This is a genomic window from cf. Phormidesmis sp. LEGE 11477, assembly GCF_015207105.1.
GTDB lineage: Bacteria > Cyanobacteriota > Cyanobacteriia > Phormidesmidales > Phormidesmidaceae > Phormidesmis.
The window spans coordinates 14,608-31,316 of record NZ_JADEXO010000023.1; the positions used below are offsets into that span (position 1 = coordinate 14,608).

The 16,709-nt window shown below is 50.4% G+C and carries 13 protein-coding genes; 8 read left to right on the forward strand and 5 right to left on the reverse strand.

Going from position 1 to position 16,709, the window contains the following annotated elements; genetic code table 11:
- Positions 1 to 269 precede the first annotated feature (269 nt).
- The 6 genes from ftsH to hetR all read left to right on the forward strand — a co-directional run bounded on the left by ftsH (position 270) and on the right by hetR (position 7,586).
- Positions 270 to 2,150: an ATP-dependent zinc metalloprotease FtsH gene (gene ftsH, locus IQ256_RS09100; RefSeq protein ID WP_193855224.1), complete on the forward strand. Its 1,881-nt coding sequence runs from the start codon at positions 270 to 272 to the stop codon at positions 2,148 to 2,150.
- Between the two features lie 277 nt (positions 2,151 to 2,427).
- Complete coding sequence (locus IQ256_RS09105) at positions 2,428 to 3,153, forward strand: YdcF family protein (RefSeq protein ID WP_193855225.1); 726 nt, start codon at positions 2,428 to 2,430, stop codon at positions 3,151 to 3,153.
- Positions 3,154 to 3,284: 131 nt separating this feature from the next.
- Positions 3,285 to 4,010 carry a Mo-dependent nitrogenase C-terminal domain-containing protein gene (locus IQ256_RS09110; RefSeq protein WP_193855226.1) on the forward strand — a complete coding sequence of 242 codons (726 nt, stop codon included), beginning with the start codon at positions 3,285 to 3,287 and terminating at the stop codon, positions 4,008 to 4,010.
- Between the two features lie 33 nt (positions 4,011 to 4,043).
- Complete coding sequence (locus IQ256_RS09115) at positions 4,044 to 5,936, forward strand: FAD-dependent oxidoreductase (protein ID WP_193855227.1); 1,893 nt, start codon at positions 4,044 to 4,046, stop codon at positions 5,934 to 5,936.
- An 85-nt stretch (positions 5,937 to 6,021) separates the two neighbouring features.
- On the forward strand, positions 6,022 to 6,261 hold the full coding sequence (locus IQ256_RS09120) for a hypothetical protein (protein ID WP_193855228.1): 240 nt from the start codon (positions 6,022 to 6,024) through the stop codon (positions 6,259 to 6,261).
- Between the two features lie 401 nt (positions 6,262 to 6,662).
- Positions 6,663 to 7,586 (forward strand): heterocyst differentiation control protein, encoded by a 924-nt coding sequence (gene hetR / locus IQ256_RS09125; protein ID WP_193855229.1) that lies wholly within the window; start codon positions 6,663 to 6,665, stop codon positions 7,584 to 7,586.
- A 90-nt stretch (positions 7,587 to 7,676) separates the two neighbouring features.
- Here the strand turns inward: hetR and IQ256_RS09130 are convergent, their stop codons facing one another.
- Together IQ256_RS09130 and csaB are read right to left on the reverse strand one after the other, a co-directional pair.
- Positions 7,677 to 9,293 carry a hypothetical protein gene (locus tag IQ256_RS09130; RefSeq protein WP_193855230.1) on the reverse strand — a complete coding sequence of 539 codons (1,617 nt, stop codon included), beginning with the start codon at positions 9,291 to 9,293 and terminating at the stop codon, positions 7,677 to 7,679.
- 416 nt (positions 9,294 to 9,709) lie between these two features.
- Positions 9,710 to 10,792, reverse strand: coding sequence for a polysaccharide pyruvyl transferase CsaB (gene csaB / locus IQ256_RS09135; RefSeq protein ID WP_193855231.1), 1,083 nt, complete (start codon positions 10,790 to 10,792; stop codon positions 9,710 to 9,712).
- A gap of 132 nt (positions 10,793 to 10,924) precedes the next feature.
- Between csaB and IQ256_RS09140 the strand changes: the two genes are divergently transcribed.
- Positions 10,925 to 11,299, forward strand: coding sequence for a DUF2499 domain-containing protein (locus tag IQ256_RS09140; protein WP_193855232.1), 375 nt, complete (start codon positions 10,925 to 10,927; stop codon positions 11,297 to 11,299).
- Positions 11,296 to 11,610, forward strand: a complete 315-nt coding sequence (locus IQ256_RS09145; RefSeq protein ID WP_193855233.1) for a DUF3593 domain-containing protein — start codon at positions 11,296 to 11,298, stop codon at positions 11,608 to 11,610. The genes IQ256_RS09140 and IQ256_RS09145 overlap by 4 nt, the downstream gene beginning before the upstream one ends.
- Here the strand turns inward: IQ256_RS09145 and IQ256_RS09150 are convergent.
- The 3 genes from IQ256_RS09150 to IQ256_RS09160 form a co-directional block, all read right to left on the reverse strand.
- Positions 11,594 to 13,444: an ATP-binding protein gene (locus IQ256_RS09150; RefSeq protein ID WP_193855234.1), complete on the reverse strand. Its 1,851-nt coding sequence runs from the start codon at positions 13,442 to 13,444 to the stop codon at positions 11,594 to 11,596. The two genes, IQ256_RS09145 and IQ256_RS09150, sit on opposite strands and share 17 nt — an antisense overlap.
- Before the next feature lie 476 nt (positions 13,445 to 13,920).
- Positions 13,921 to 14,388: a response regulator gene (locus IQ256_RS09155; RefSeq protein ID WP_193855235.1), complete on the reverse strand. Its 468-nt coding sequence runs from the start codon at positions 14,386 to 14,388 to the stop codon at positions 13,921 to 13,923.
- The gene (locus tag IQ256_RS09160) at positions 14,381 to 16,705 is read right to left on the reverse strand and encodes an ATP-binding protein (RefSeq protein ID WP_193855236.1); all 2,325 of its coding nucleotides are present in this window, start codon (positions 16,703 to 16,705) and stop codon (positions 14,381 to 14,383) included. Before IQ256_RS09160 ends, IQ256_RS09155 begins: the two co-directional genes overlap by 8 nt.
- Between the last annotated feature and the right edge of the window lie 4 nt (positions 16,706 to 16,709).

A 16,709-nucleotide genomic window follows, 5' to 3' on the forward strand; every position in this document is an offset into this window, starting at 1 on the left:
TATCGATAGCTAACCAGCTTATTTACGAGCATTACATGTCACCTTCTTGTCTGTCCTGCCTAAACAGGAAGATTTCAAGCTGAACTGAACAAACAGGTCAATATTGTGTTGATTAGCGTTTGCCAGTTAAGTTGCTGACACAGTTGGGTAACAGGCACTTATGCCGATTACGGCAATCACCCCATCGGATAGATCACCCCAATTCGTCGCCCTTGTTACGATATTTGTATCAAAAAAGACGTATCCAAAAGAGATAAGAGAGCAATGCTATGCCCGTAAAGGATAAGCGACCACCTCAGAAAAAAGCGACCAACTGGATATTTTTGATCCTCAGCGGCGTGCTACTCATCAGCACTTTTTTACCGCCATCGTTTGGTCAAGCAGCTGAAAAAGTGCCCTACAGTACTTTCATCGGTCAAGTCACTAATCATCAGGTCGCTAGCGCCTCAGTCGGTGACAAGGTAATTAGCTATCAGCTAGAAGAGGAAGGGCCGATATATACCACCAACCCTGTCTTTGATCTAAATCTGCCGACGCTATTACAGGAAAATGGCGTAGAGTTTTCGGCTACTCCGCCCAACAGCAATCAGTGGTTCAGCAACCTGTTGAGCTGGGTCATTCCTCCTTTGATCTTCGTAGGTATTTGGAGCATCTTTCTTAGGCGTAGTCAAGGGGGTCAAGGCGGCATGTTCTCAATTGGCAAAAGCAAAGCCAAAATCTATGTCGAAGATGAAGATACCAAAACCACCTTTACTGATGTAGCAGGTGTCGATGAAGCCAAAACTGAGCTAGTCGAAATCGTAGACTTTTTGAAAAACTCCAAGCGCTTCACTGACCTAGGGGCGCGCATTCCAAAAGGCGTCCTGTTGGTTGGTCCGCCAGGAACAGGGAAAACGCTGCTGGCCAAAGCCGTTGCGGGTGAAGCAGGCGTGCCTTTCTTTAGCATTTCTGGCTCCGAATTTATCGAGATGTTCGTCGGCGTCGGCTCTTCTCGGGTTCGTGACTTGTTCGAGCAGGCCAAAAAGCAAGCCCCTTGCATCGTATTTATCGACGAGCTTGACGCCATCGGTAAGTCTCGTGCCTCTGGTGGCTTCTACGGCGGTAATGACGAGCGTGAGCAGACGCTCAACCAGCTACTGGCCGAAATGGATGGCTTTGGCGGCGCTGACTCGACCATTATTGTGTTGGGGGCCACCAACCGCCCAGAAACGCTCGATCCAGCCTTGCTCAGGCCCGGTCGATTTGATCGGCAGGTGCTAGTCGATCGGCCTGATTTGAAAGGGCGGCAGGCAATTCTAGATATCCACGCTCAAGAAGTAAAGCTATCGGATGAGGTGGATTTGAATGCGATCGCCACTCGTACGCCAGGATTTGCCGGTGCCGATCTAGCTAACCTTGTCAACGAAGCAGCCCTACTGGCCGCTCGTAACCACCGAGAAGCCGTCGTGCAAGCAGACTTTGCTGAAGCCATCGAACGTGTCGTTGCTGGGCTCGAAAAGCGTAGCCGCGTGCTAAACGACAAAGAAAAAGAGATCGTCGCCTATCACGAAGTAGGTCATGCCCTAGTAGGGGCGGCCATGCCTGGATCGGATCAGGTAGAAAAGATCTCTATTGTACCTAGAGGGATGGCTGCACTGGGCTACACGCTGCAGCTACCGACTGAAGATCGTTTCTTGCGAGATGAAGCCGAGCTTAAGGGCCAAATCGCCACTATGCTAGGCGGTCGCTCTGCGGAAGAAGTCGTCTTTGGCTCAATTACAACGGGTGCGGCTAATGACCTGCAACGAGCCACCGATGTCGCCGAGCAGATGGTCACCAGCTACGGTATGAGCCAAGTGCTAGGTCCACTTGCCTACGATCGCAGCAAGCAAAACAACTTTCTAGACAATGGCACAGCACCCAACGCTCGCCGCTTAGTCAGTGACGAGACCGCTAAGGCCATTGATGAAGAAGTCAAAAGTATCGTCGAAGCTGCTCATCAGCGAGCCTTGCGGATCTTGAAAGACAACCGAGAGTTGTTAGAGACCATCTCTCAGCAGTTGCTAGAAGAAGAGGTCATCGAAGGCGAGAGCCTGCGTGAAATGCTATCAGGCGTGAAAGCAGGTGAAGATACCTCTAATACCTTCTCGCAGCACATGGTAGAGGTTTAGTACCGTACCGAAAACGGGAAAAAATCCAAGCAGAAGCCGTGTTCTGTTGACTGCTACGCTGCTTTTATGACAAGGGCGACAGGCAATTCTAATCAATTCCTGTCGCTTTTTCATGATTAGAGTTTGACTCGCGTAATATTATGTGGATCAACGCAACCTCATATGCCTGCTATCAGTCGAGACCGACTGCATCCAATACTCCATGTCTCTGGGCGTCTTTAAACGAGTTCTTCCGCATCTTCTCTATATAAAGTTGCTCCACTTGCGTTTCTAGCTTATGTACACCAAAAAAGCAATCACACGAGCGCTGCGAGAGAAGGGTAAACGAAAAGCACGGTTGAGTGGCCAGTCGAGTGGCCAGTCGAGCAGCCAGTTACGCAGCCGAACGAGCAGTCGAACTAAGGGGGAACCTGGCAGTGGAAGAACAGGTAGGCTTTCGGGTTCACTGCTAGCTTTGATGTGGACAAGCGTGCTAGGTGTAAGTGCGATCGCCCTCTTTTGCGCCTACTCTCGCTACCAGCAGCAGTTCCTCACCCCTTCTGTTGCCCTAGTCCTAGGCGGAGCCCCCGAGCGAGAACGCTTTGCCGCTCAATTTGCTAAAGCTCACCCCGCCGTAGAGATATGGATCTCATCTGGCAGCAATCCAGAATATGCCCAGTGGGTTTTTGACGAAGCCGAGATTCCGTCTGAGCAATGGCACCTAGACTACCAAGCCGTCGATACCGTCACCAATTTCACGACCCTCGTAGACGAGCTAGAAGCCCAAAATATTCATGAAGTGTATCTAATTACCTCTGACTACCATATGCGTAGAGCTAGCATCGTCGCGCAGATTGTCTTAGGCAGTCGCAGCATCGCTTTTAAGTCGATCGAGATTCCTACCGAGCGACCGCCTCAGCGTCCAGAAACTATCGTCCGAGATGTTCGAGACGGGGCGCGATCGCTACTTTGGGTAGCCACAGGCAAAACCGGATCGCAATGGCGAGAATCCGCCGAAAGATGACAAAATCTACTGAAAGATAACTGGAATTAATTAACCAGATTAGATACCTTGAATCTGAATAATTTGAACCATAGGTTGCTGCATACCACTCTTTAGAGAACGCCACAGAAAAGAACGCAATAGAGAACACCATGACCTCAGCTATTCAGAACTCCCCCTACACGCAGTCTCAAATCCAGGTATGGCTGCGCGGACTACTCACCATTGCCTGGGCAGATGGTCATTTTGACGAAGAAGAAAAGAGTGCTATTCACACGATGGTAACCTCTGAATTTGTACCTAACGTTAATTTCGATACCCTAGACCCCATCGAGCCCCAAGAGCTGGCCGAGGCGCTTCATCTAGACAGCGCCGCTGCTCAAAACTTTTTGAGAATGGCCGTCATGGTCTCTCTGGCTGACGGGGTCTACTCCGAAGCTGAGAATGACCAGATTGTGGCGTTTGCCCGTGCCCTCGACCTAGACGAGGGCATTCTCACCTCTTTGCAGTCTACGCTGCACAAGCTTAGCGATCCGACCATTGACGAGTCAGCTTCCGACAAATCCAAAGGCAGCCTCAGTAGTAAAGCTGCTAGCGCGCTGAAGAAAAAGGTCAGTAGCGCCAAACCTCTCAAGCCCGTTCGTGAGTGGCTAGATGAGTTCAGCGTAGAAGACCCCCACCTAGCCAAGTTTGTCTGTAAGCTCGTACCGTCGCAGTGCCCCTTTGAGCGAGATGTCAAACTCTTTGGCGACAAAGTCGTTCGCATTCCGCCTATGTGCAAAATCAACCCTCTTTACGAGCAGCTAGTAGGCTTAAGGTTCAGGGCGCTGACGTACCTAGCCGATGAAGCCGGTGAAGATGTGACCCCTTATCTGTAAGCTTGCAACCTGTAGGCTTTCAGTGCGTAAAAAATGGACACGATTAGCGCAGATGTTCTGGTCGTCGGTGGTGGCACAGGCGGCACAGCCGCAGCGATTCAGGCGGCGAGACGTGGTCAGCAAAGTGGGCTGCGGGTTGTGCTGGTTTCAGAGCTACCGTGGCTAGGTGGCATGCTAACGTCAGCCGGGGTTTGCGCTCCCGATGGCAATGAGCTAGAAGCCTTTCAGACTGGGATTTGGGGAGCATTCTTACAAGAGCTGCGCTGTCGGCATCCTGGCGGATTAGGCAACGGCTGGGTCAGCTTCTTTACCTACAATCCAGCCATCGGCGCGCAGATCTTTGCCGACTGGGTGGATACCTTGCCCAATTTGAGCTGGATTTCTGGGCAACGTCCAAGAGAAGTCTTACGCTCGGGCGATCGCATTACTGGTATCCAGTTCGATCAGCTCACTGTCCATGCAACCATCACAATCGACGGCACCGAACTAGGCGATATCCTAGCGCTTGGGGAGGTGCCCTACCGATGGGGATGGGAAACCCGCAGTATTTGGGACGAACCTAGTGCGCCTGTTTCTCTCAGCGATCCGAGTGATCCACTCTACGAAATCACGCAGCGCTATCCAGTGCAGTCGCCAACCTGGGTCGCGATTATGCAGGATTACCAGGATGCTGGCGCTCCCAAAATCGAACGCCAGATTGAGCACAAAATCGAGCGACCATCCACCGTTCAGGTAGAAGACGACCCGCCAAATAGTGACCTATCAAATCTGTTTGCAGGTGCTTGGTCCAACTATGGCGATCAGCAGACATCCGCAGGACAGACATTCCTAAACTATGGGCGGCTACCAGACAATCTATTTATGATCAACTGGCCGCACCGAGGCAATGACTACGGCGTCGGGCTACATCGGCTAGTCGAATCGGCTGCCGCCAGAGAACAGTACGGTAAAGAGGCCCAGCGACATACCCAGGCATTTGCTCACTACATTCAAAGTCAGCTAGGCGATCGCTACGGCCTTGCAACTAATATTTTTCCATCTACCAAAGCCTCTCCTGGCGGCGGTTTTGCCCTGATGCCCTACTACCGAGAAAGCCGCCGCCTAAAGGGACTAGCAACCATTAGCGAACGAGATATTTTGCCCTTGCCCGATGCTCAAACAGCCGCCTTACCCCTAGACGAGCGAGGCGAAGTTTGCTCTATTGCTATGGGCAACTATCCAAACGATCATCACTATCCCGGCTTCGAGATGCCCTTAGCACCTAAAGCCATTCGCTGGGGCGGACGCTGGACCGGCACACCTTTTACTATCCCCTACGGCGCGCTAGTACCAGCGGCAACAGATGGTTTGCTGGTCTGCGAAAAGAATATCTCGGTTTCACACATCGCGAACGGAGCAACTCGATTGCAGCCCGTAGTCTTGGGTATTGGACAGGCCGCCGGGATGGCGGCGGCGCTGTGTGTGGAAAAGAACTGCAGTCCGAGGGCGCTGGCGGTGCGATCGCTACAAACAGCTTTGATCAGTGAACCTACCATGCCTGCTGCTATCATTCCACTCTTCAATCTATCGCCAACTAACCCGCAGTGGAAATCCCTACAAAAGTATTATCTTGATAACCCTAATACCTATCTAAGCAGCGGAAATCACCCTTTTGATGAGTCTGCTATCTCAGCAAAATTACAGAATCAATCTGTGTCCAATCAAATGAGAATAGTTATCGGTAAATTCAGAAAGAATGGGGAAGATCGCTACGAACTTCATCAAAACACAGCTATTGACCTTCCCAACAGGCTGATATTGATAACAGTTAGATCGGAGATTACAGAGATTTTTCAAAACACTTTAACCAATCGATCTGTACAGATCCTGGGCACATGGAATCCTGCTGGGGAGTGGATGCTGTGCGAACAGCTAGTTTCACAATGAATAAGTCAATTCTTCACATTTAAAGTCCTGACTTTGCATAAATTCAGCGTAACAGTGAATAACGATTTAGGAATCACTTAGCATCATGCTGAACGCTTCTCACTACTCACCTAATGGATTTGTTACTGCTGCTTGTCTAGCTGGGACTTTACTACACTATTCATTTGTCGGTTCGTCAACTTTTTCTACCACCAAAGTCTCAGGCATCCTAGAAGGGTTCGAGCGTAACAGCAGTCAACCAACGCTATATCTAGTAAGTCTCAAAAAAGAGAAATCTGAAATTTCTCATCGAGGCAGTGGTCGAATCAACCCGAGTTACCTGTAGATCGAATCGCCTGTAGCCCCGAGTTACCTGAAGTGCAACAAAATGTGTTACCAACGCTACAGAAACAGTCCAGATTTCCGTAATTCTACAGATGCACTTACAACGCAGATGACGAGCCCCAAGTCAGTAAAAGGGAATCATCCTAAAGATACAGTAAAGAACTGTTTGCATTTTGAGAATGCAACTATCGAATGGGAAATTATATATAGGTGTAAGATGTAAACTCATGTAAATAGATTGCTCAAGGTAATCGGCCATCTTGACAGTCGTTGAACACATCAGGCAAAAACCTGCAAAACCTGCAAAATCTAAAAAGACCTTGTGCGAGAGATTCTGTCTCTTTTGTCTATACTTCTGTGCATTCTAAATAGGTTAAGCACTTACGCTTGATTAAGTTCTCAATGACCAGTAATACCGATCTTGTAAAGCAGCTAGACCCCAGCGCAATCGATGAAATCATGATGTACCTGGCCTTCAGTGCTATGTGTACAGGTGGACATCGTCACGGCGCGTTCTTAGACGCTGCTGCGACTGCGGCCAAATGTGCCATCTACACAACCTACGTGGAGCAGGGAAACAACCTGCGGATGACGGGTCATCTACATCACATCGAGCCCAAGCGGGTCAAAGTGATTGTTGAGGAGATGACAGCCGCGCTTACCGAAGGCAAAATCTTGAAGATGCTAGGCTCCCAAGAGCCAGGCTATCTTATTCAGCTACCGCACGTGTGGCTACAGCAATATCCTTGGAAGCCAGGTGAATACCGCGTTCCGAGCAACAGCTTCAGCCCGGACGAGAAGCGGCAGATCGAGGCCAAGCTAGAAGCGGCAGATCTACCCGATACCATTCCCAATGCTAAGCTACTCAACGGCTTCCAGTTCATGGAACTGGTTGAATTTCTACATACTAGGTCGCAAGAGCATCTACCTGAAGCCCGCAGGATGGCGCTGAGTGACGCCTTGGCCGAACATATCAGACGTCGACTTATCTACGCCGGAACAGTTGCCAGGATTGACTCTCCAACTGGTGGGATGTCTTTCTACGCATTGACGAGGGCATCTTATTCGCCCGTCGGTGAAGAAGAGCGAACCTACGCCATGATGGAAGACACTGCTCGCTACTTCCGTCTGATGAGAGAGTGGGCTGATTCTCGGTCGGGCACCCGCCGGATCCTAGAAGAGCTCAACATTCCCCTAGCAGATCGTGAAGCTGCTTTTGATGAGCTAGATCAAGTTATTAGCCGGTGGGCAAACAAATATCATGATGAATCAGGGCAACCCACCGTCGTGCAGATGGCGATGGGCAATAGCGACCTGCCCCAGTAAGCGAGGCAATTTCGCCTAATAAGCGCCAGTCAACTGGGGTTGAACCCAATAAACTCAATAGAAACTCAATAGAAATTGAACCACCGCTAATCAGCGCTTGAAGCTACCAGCCTTTGCCTTCTCGAAGGTGGGTAGCTTCACGGCTGCTAGAGAGCCAATCTTTCTCTGTGGGCGAAGAGGATTAACAATAGGTGAGACAGCCGTGGTCTCACTATTTACGGTCTCACTATCGATAGAGGGAAAGTCGTCTGCGTTCTGTCGTCCGCTCGCCGTAGCGGGGGACGATACGGTGGGGTCAACTGGCGGAGCGCTTTCAGTCTGCCAGTTTAGGCGAGGTTCGACATCGACGGTTTCTGCGCGCGCACTATTATCGTCTACGGTTCTTGTGTCTGTAGTTCCTGTATCTGTATTTCCTGTTTTAGAAGCTGTCGCAGCAGAAACTACAGTGTCAGCTTCAAGATCTCTCATTCCTTCGACACCGGTAACCTCAGCAGCGACTCCCATCACCCGCTCTATGTCCTGCCATAGTCTCTTCTCTGCTTCTGGGTCAACGACTGGAACTTCGCTACTGCTATCTACCGTTGCCGAGTGCGATCGCTCCACTCCAGTCTCTACCCCAATCCCTTCCACAGTCTCTGCTCCAGCCTCTAGATTGGTATCTAAGCGGCTAAACTCCGAATGGCTAGTTTCTAGAGAATCAGCGTCTGTAAAATTCTCAGCTTCGGCCTGGCCTCGAATCAAATTTTCTAGATGCGGATCGATACCAGCAAAGGGGGCGCTGCCAATCGCGGCCCAGGGAACTATCCGCTCTGCTCTGGGCATGGTGACCGCAGCGCTGCTACCTGGCTGAGTACTCCCTTGCTCGTCATTAAAGGAAACGGGCTCTGAGACAACCGCAGCAGTCGCAGCAGATCTGGTATTGACGCTTAAAGACTTTTCTAGGGCAGCTTTGAACTGAAGTGTGTAGCGCTGCTGGCGTTGGAGGCGCGATCGCAGATCTCGGTTGATTGTGTCCGCTTTAATTCGAGCTTGAGCTTCGTCTGCATGCTGCTGCGTAATCAAAGCGCATTCACGCTCTAATTGGGTAATTCTCCCTTGCGCCTCATCGAGTTCAGCTTGGAGCGTTTCTTGGATAAGTTGCTGGCGCTGGAGCGCTTGCTCTGCGGTATCTATCTGGCCAACTAGCTTGGCTACCTGCTGCTGCGCGGTTTGAGCAGTTTGTTGAGCGATCGCCTGCTGAGCTGACATTTGCTCTGCCAGCTTTTCTTGAGTCGCCCTTGCTCGCTCTACCTCAGATTGAACAGCTTGCTGTGAGCCCTTTAGCGCCGTCTCTAATCTAGAAACTTTCGACAGCAGCACGTCATTGCATTCGTTTAAGTCGTGAATCAACGTCAGCAGCTCTTGTTCACGCCCTGCGCCCATAGCAGCAGAATTCGTACCGGAACTTATAGCGCCAGAATTCGCACTAGCCACCGTACCAGGCAAGTCAACTGTATCCCAGGCATCATCCGTCATCTCGCCGTCTGCTATAGCCCCTTCTCTAGATGAGTCAGACACGATAGAACTCATGGTCATTTGTCGAGGGACATCTGCGGCAACCAGACCGTCTACAACCGGACTGTCTGCGTCGCTAGGCGAACCGGGCTGATTTGTTTTAGAAGAGGGTAAGGACAGTGATGTCTGATTTTCGCTCTGGTTTTCGCTCATAGCTTCGTAGGTGACAGACCGTAGGTAGCGGACAGGGTGGTAGCGGACAGGGTGTGAATGTACATTTCCCAGAAATGGAGAGATCAGACGAAAGCCCCGAAATATGCCGGTTTGATAACGATTCTAGGAAAAATTAAAGATATAGCCATCTGCTGATGCATTAGTGGATGGCTATGCACTTAGCGCTATGGGCGACAAGAACTAGATCTTCTAGATATGCCTTGAGCTAAGAGCGGATCGCTATAGTTTCATAAAGTAGTAGCACAGAAAGGGAGATGACAACAGGCGAAATAGAAAAACGAATGAAGAATCAGTTAAAACAGCTAGAGCGTTGATCGTCTTGCCTCTTTAGAGGTCCATATTATTACGCACTTATGGCGATCTAGAACGGATTTTACATCTATGTCTATGTTCTATTAAATACGGCGCTTGGTAGCTAATTCCGACAAAGATTCCGAGAGCAGATCTTTGTGCATGAGGGCTCGATCTACGCGAGATTGAATTTGATCGGGGCTTAGCATCTCACCATTGGCATAGCAGTCTAGTAGCGTCTTTGCCAAGCGGCTAGGGTCTTCTGGTATCAGTGGCAGCACCGCAGGATGAGGAGAAAGATCCCATCCTGGCAAGTCAATCGACTGGGCGATCGCATCTACTTTAGGGTCATAGCTAATAGCAAAGCTGCGGCAGCCCTCAGCCGCAGACATCACCAGCGCATGAAAACGCATACCAACAGTCATCTCTACGCCGCGAAAGAGTCCCTTAATCTGTCTGGGCTGCTCTAGTCTATAGATATGGTAAGGACCGCTGAGATAGCTAGCGATATGCTCAGCGATCGCCAGATCTCGGCTCGGCTGAAAAGGAACGAGCAAAAGACAAACACCTGTCGCCTTTTGGAATCGATCTAATGCCTGGGCGATCGCATCGAGCCGAGACGCAGTGAGATGCGAATGTGGTCGCAGCGCGACGAGCACACGCGGTGCTGGCAGATTCCAAAGCCCCTTAACCGGTTCATGGTCCAAAGCCCAAACCGGATCGGGTGCGAGCAAACAGCTCCGCTTCCAGCCACTGAGTAAAGCCGCAGAATCGCGATCGCGCACACTCACCGCATCACATCGCGCTAGCGCTAGCCGCGTCAGCCATCGACTTGTCCACTGATTCAAAGGGCCAATCCCTTGTGCCCAAGCAATCGTCCGCTTTCCCATCAGCTGAGCTAGCAGCATCAGCCCCGCATAGTAGACCGGGTTTAGCACGCTACTAGCATCTTGCATCAGGCTACCACCGCCCCAGATAAACGCATCGGCCCGCCACAGCGCTTTGAACACGGCCCCTAAAGACTTACGCGGAACCACCTCTACGCCGTAACGAGATTGAGTTTCAGCCGGGCTACCTGAAAGCACAACTGGCGTCACCTGCTCTGGCAGCATCTGCAGCAGCGAAGCCAACAGCGCCTCATCGCCGCCATTCCCCATTCCGTAATAGCCACACAACACCGCTCGCATAGTCTTCCTACCGTCTGATCAGCGGCTCCATAACTTTACTAGAATCAAATTTCTAGAATCAAATTTCTAGAAGCCGTAACTCCCTAGAATATAAGAAATTACCGATCCGCCGTTCATCCTTCTACCTTAGCTATGCATGCCCTCTCAATCCCTACCTGGATCGTCCACGTCTCCAGCGTCATCGAATGGATTGCCGCTATCTGGTTCATCTGGCAATACGCTGAAGTCAGTGGCTATACGGCCTGGCGGTCTATGTCCTTTGCCATGCTGCCGGCCTTAGTCAGCGCCATGTGTGCCTGCACCTGGCACTTCTTCGATAATGTCAGTGCGCTGAATTGGCTAGTGACTACCCAAGCAGCGATGACCGTTGTCGGCAACTGCACTGTGTGCGCCTCCGCCTGGTGGATTTGGCAGCGATCGCACGCTTCTGAAAACGGGGCAGTCGATACCCAGACAGATGAGAATCGGACCGCTAAGGAACAAATAGCGACGGAGACGCAGACATGAACAAGGAAACTCTGTTTGCCGTATCGCTCTTTCCCTATCTAGGCTTTCTCTGGTTTTTGACTAAAAGCAAGCAAACACCCCGACTGGCTCTAATCGGATTCTATGTGCTGCTGGTTTTTGTGGCTGTCACGATTCCTGCCGGCATCTACGCCAAGCAAGCCTACGGATCGGAACTCGCTAACGTCGATTGGCTGCACGGCAGCGCTGAGATGTTCTTGACCCTGTCTAATATTTTGGTGGTGCTGGGATTTCGACAGGCGGTGATTGAGCTAAGACGAACTCGTTCTCCTGAAACTACTGAGCCCAAGTAAAGGAAAAGGTGCTGCCTTGTCCGATAGCTGAGTCTACAGAAAGGCTACCTTGCTGCTTTTCAACAATCTTTTTGACAATGCTAAGACCAATACCAGTGCTATCTATTGTGTCTCGGCTATTGAGCGTTTGAAACAGACCGAATATCTTTTGATGGTGAGCTGGATCGATGCCAGGACCATCGTCGGTGACCGAAAATGAGAACTTTTCACCCATATCCTGAGCGTCAATTTTAATAGTGCCCTCTGGTCTGTCATGATACTTAATAGCGTTACCAATTAGATTGCTAAATACCTGATGCAGCAGCAGTTTGTATGTATTGAGCACCGGCATATTCTCAGGTAGCACTATAGTGAATATCTGCGGCGGCGCGATCGCCTCTATTACTTCCAAAACTAGCGCGTGAGTGTCGACAGGTTCTCTTTCTAACCGCTGGCAGCCCGCTCTTGAATAGTCCAGCAGACCGACAATGAAGCTGTCTAGTCGCTGTGTCCTTTGATAGATCAGCTGGAGCTGCTGCTTGTTTTCATCAGGAATTTTGTCTGAGATATCTTCTTCTAGCCAGCTAGCCAGATTGGCAATTGCTCTTAGCGGCGCTCGCAGATCGTGAGAGGCGATATAGGCAAAGTCATCTAGCTCTTGGTTACGCTCTTTGAGCTGTCGCATAGTGCTGATCAATTTGCGGTTTGCGATCGCTAGCTCAGACGCTCTTGATTTGATTGCAGAAACAAATTCGCTTTGCTGGATAGCGATCGCGATCTGCACAGCCAGGGCATCGAGAAGGGCCAACTCATCTTCTAACCACTCCCGAGTGGCCCGGCAGTGATGAGCTAAGAGCAACCCCCAAACTACTTTCTCTTGCGTCTCAGCGTTAACTAAAACAATCGGTGTGACTAGATTCGCCTTCACCTGAAACTTATCTAGCATCCGCACATGGCACGGCGTTAGCTTGGAGTGATGGATATCGCTGATGACTGTTTTGTAGCCGTCGAGATATTTGGAGAGCCCATCGCCTGTTTGAAAGCAGGTGTCGCTAATTTCAGTGCCAAGGCCGACAGTCCAACCAGGCAAAACAGATTCCGCTACGATAGCGCCCTCTAAATTCGGTTTGATTTTATATACGATGGCGCGATCGCAGTCCAACAGCTCACGAATACCCGTGACAGTCGCCTGCAGAATATCCTCTAACCCCGACGACTGACTAATCCGCAGCGCCGTTGCTGTCATCAGTCGCTGCTGCCGCTGCTGCCGGCTAACCAACTGCTGTAGGGCTTGCTGACTTAGCACCCGCTGTACCGCCTGCGAAAAGGACTGTGGTGTCAGATCGCCCTTGACTAAATAGTCTCGAACGCCAACCTTCATCGCTTCGACCGCGACCTTCTCATTCCCCTCACCTGTCAGCATGATTACAGGCGGCAGTAGCGTCATAGAGCCGATTAAGACCTCTAAAAACTCTAGCCCGTCAAAATCAGGCAGCATGTAGTCCAATAGAATCAGGTCGGGCGGATGCTGTCGACAGAGCCTCAGACCGAGCTCACCGCAGTCCGCCTCTATTACCGTGCAGCTAGCAACATTCGACGACTGAATATAGCGCTGATAGATCGCCCGATCCGTTTCAGAATCGTCGATGATCAAAACGGTGTATACCCCCTGACTAGGTAATATAGCCTCGCTGTGCCTAGTCTCTTGATCCGCACTCTCCTGGTTCGCGCTCTCCTGGTTTGCACTCTCCTGGTTTACAGCAGTAGCCCAGCCTTCAGTCGCAAGCTTATCTACCTGTTGCGAAGAGAGGGAGCCATGCGGCGAAAGAGAAAACTGACCGTCTGGTACTTTCATATCAATACGATTGGCAAGGGACGTAGACCAATATTTGGCAGGCAAGTCGGAGCAAGGGAAACCTGTGAGCTTTCTTAAGCGCGAAGTGCCTAATTTGAGCAGCAGAGGTCTTACTTCTTCACCTTTTATCTACTAGCAAGAATTAGTAGCTTGTGCCCTAGCAAATTGGCGCAGGCTGCCAGTTGTCCTAGAGATCGATGCTCCAGTTATCAAATGTTATTAAGCGTGTTAAGAAGCCATAGATTGTACAAGTGCATACTTTTAGGATTTTCTATTTTTCTTAAGATTCTTATTATACACAGGGTCGACCGCGACGGTTCGTACAGATACGATAGATAAAATTCAATGATAGAACGCTTGTAAGAGCGAGTTGAAGAGGCCAAACCGAAGAGACGAGTTGAAGAAGCTAAGCTGAAGAGATCGAGCTGAAAAGACCTACCTAAAGAGAGAGGACAGAACAGCCGTCACCTATTGCCCTATGCTGTCACTGACCGGGCAGGCTCAGGCAGCTGAGTGACTTCAAACCAATAGTTCAGCAGTAGACAAACAGAGGACTTGAGCTGCTGGACGTCCATAGGCTTAACCAGATAGCTGTTTGCACCATATCGATAGCAAGCATCTATATCCCTTGGATTAGATGAGGTAGTCAGGACGACGATCGGAATTACTTTTAGCCGCTCGTCTTGTTTGACCTGACGCAAAACGTCCCGACCGTCTGACCCAGGTAGATTTAAATCTAATAGGATTAGATTAGGAGGCTTGTTGAGCTTGGTCTCGGCATAGTCACCTGTCTGATGCAAAAGATCTAGAGCTTCATCACCGTCATAGCAGCGCTTGAGAGAGACTTGAAGTTCGCAGTGCTTGAGCAAAATACGTCTGAGCGCTTCAAAATCTTCGTCGCTATCCTCAACCACCAACAGGTACGGATCATCAGGTTTAATCATGCTTAGCCGCCTCTAGGGTGAAATAAAAGGTACTCCCTTCGCCGTAGACTGAACTCACCCATAGCTGACCACTATGTCGTTCTGCAATTTTTTTGGCGATGGTCAGCCCAGCGCCAGTACCGCCGCCGAATCGTTTTGGCGCATGCAGTCGTTTGAAGATGCGAAAGATGACTTCTAGATGCTTTTCCCGAATGCCGATGCCGTTGTCTTTGACATAGAATACCGTCTGGCCGGGGTTGGCAGCAGTATCTGCTGAATAGCCAACTTCGATGTGTTTTTCCGCTTTGTCGTTGTACTTGATGCCGTTGGTAATTAGGTTCATGAAAAGCTCTGTAACCTGGATGCGATCGCACTCAACCATTGGCAAAGATCGCGCTACATCAACCTGGACATCCTTTTGGCTGCTCATATCGATGACCTCAACGACCTCACTAACCACCTCACCGAGATCGACAGTCGTAGAATTGAGTTCACTGCGGCCCAGCCGAGAATAGTGCAGTAGCGAACTGATCAAATCCTCCATCCGCCGCGTCAATCGCATCAGCGTGTGCAGCTTGTCAACACCGTCTTCGTCTAGCTTACTGCTGTAATCTTCAATCAAAAAGCTTGAATAGTTGTAGATACCCCGCAGCGGCTCTTTGAGATCGTGAGAGGCAATATAAGCAAAAGCATCTAGTTCAACGTTGCTCCTTGCTAGCTCCGAGTTGAGCTGAGACAGCTCATCTGCCTTTTGCAAGACTAGCCCGATCACTGCAGTGCGTAGTTCTAGCGCAGCCTCAATCTCGCAGGCTTTCCAAGGAAGCGACTGCCCTTTCACCGTTTGCTGCCAGCGGTCAAAAGACTGCCTAGGTGATAAATACACTTCACCTAGTTGATCGATTTCTGTCGGCTTATCGGGCTTTCCTGCCCAGATCACTGTCTGCACTACCTCGGGGCGAAACCACAGTATATATAGCCGCTGTACCTTTGAGATAGACAGCGCCATGAGTCCACTGGTACCCCCTTTAAAAGCCTGAGCTAGCGGATATGCCTCACCTAGCGCTGCCGTGTGATAGAGAGAGCCGTGCTCGAAGCGATCGCTTAGCCAATCCATCAACCTTTCCACTTCAGAGCGCTCTGGGGTATCGCCCATCAGCTTGATCTGGTTTCCGCTACAAAAAGCAACACCTGTTGAACCGGTTAGCGCTAACAGCTTTTCAACATCACAGGTCAACCCTTCTTCTAGAGTTTCACTTTGCAAGAGCGCCTTGGCAAAACTCACCTGAATTGCCTTCAGATGAAGCTTATAGTCCGCATCTTCACTTTCGAACTTAGCGTTTAGCTCTAGCGCCATCACTTGAGCGATAAACTCACAAACCGTACGTCGCTCGTATGGCAACGTTCGCGGTGTCTTGTGATGGCACACCAAAAGCCCCCACAGCCGATTGTTTCGCACCAGCGACATGGTCATCGTCGCCCGTACACCCATATTGCCAAGGTATTCTACGTGGATTGGCGAAACGCTCCGCAAACTGGCTAGGCTCATATCGATCGGCGTCGCTGCTGCGTCAAAAGATGGCGCATTTACCATCGGCACAGGCTGATAGCGCACCTCTGGAATTAGCCGCAATAGGTTTAAAGTATAGAGATACTTCGCTTGTTTAGGAATGTCAGTTGCCGGGTAACGCAGGCCCAGATACGGCACCATATCAGAGCGCTTAACTTCAGCGATGACGCTGCCAGAGTCATCTTCATCAAACTTATAGACCATCACCCGGTCATAGCCAGTAATACGTTGAACTTCCTGCGCTGCCGCCTGACACAGCTCTGTCAAGTTTGTTGTTTGTTGAATCGCGCCAATAGACCGCTTGACCAAACTATGAAAGTCAAAGAAGGTAATGCGCTCTTTATCGTCAGTAAGTTCTAGCTCTAGAATAACGACCGCAGCGCTGCGATGGACAACAGCAGCAAACGGTCGAGTAGTGTTGTCTACTTCAATTTCTAATCGCAGGGGATTAACCGCCTCACAATTCTCGTCCAAGTAACTTTGAATGGTTTGAATCTGTGGCCCATTTAGCAGTTGGTCTAGCGGCCTATCTAGCAGCGATTCAGGAGAAACGCCAAGATATTGAGCTGAATTCTGACTGACGCTGACAATCTTCCAGTCGCCAGCTCTACTGTTGCTGAGCGCGAGCATAACGCCGTGTGGCTGAATGGCTGCAGGGATATGAATAGGCTCGCGATCGCAGTTGGTAATATCAACGTCTGCGGCTGGCAGATGCGGATCGGTGAGCTGTGCGATCGCCGCTTTGGTCTTAGTAATAAACGCTGAAGCCACGGTA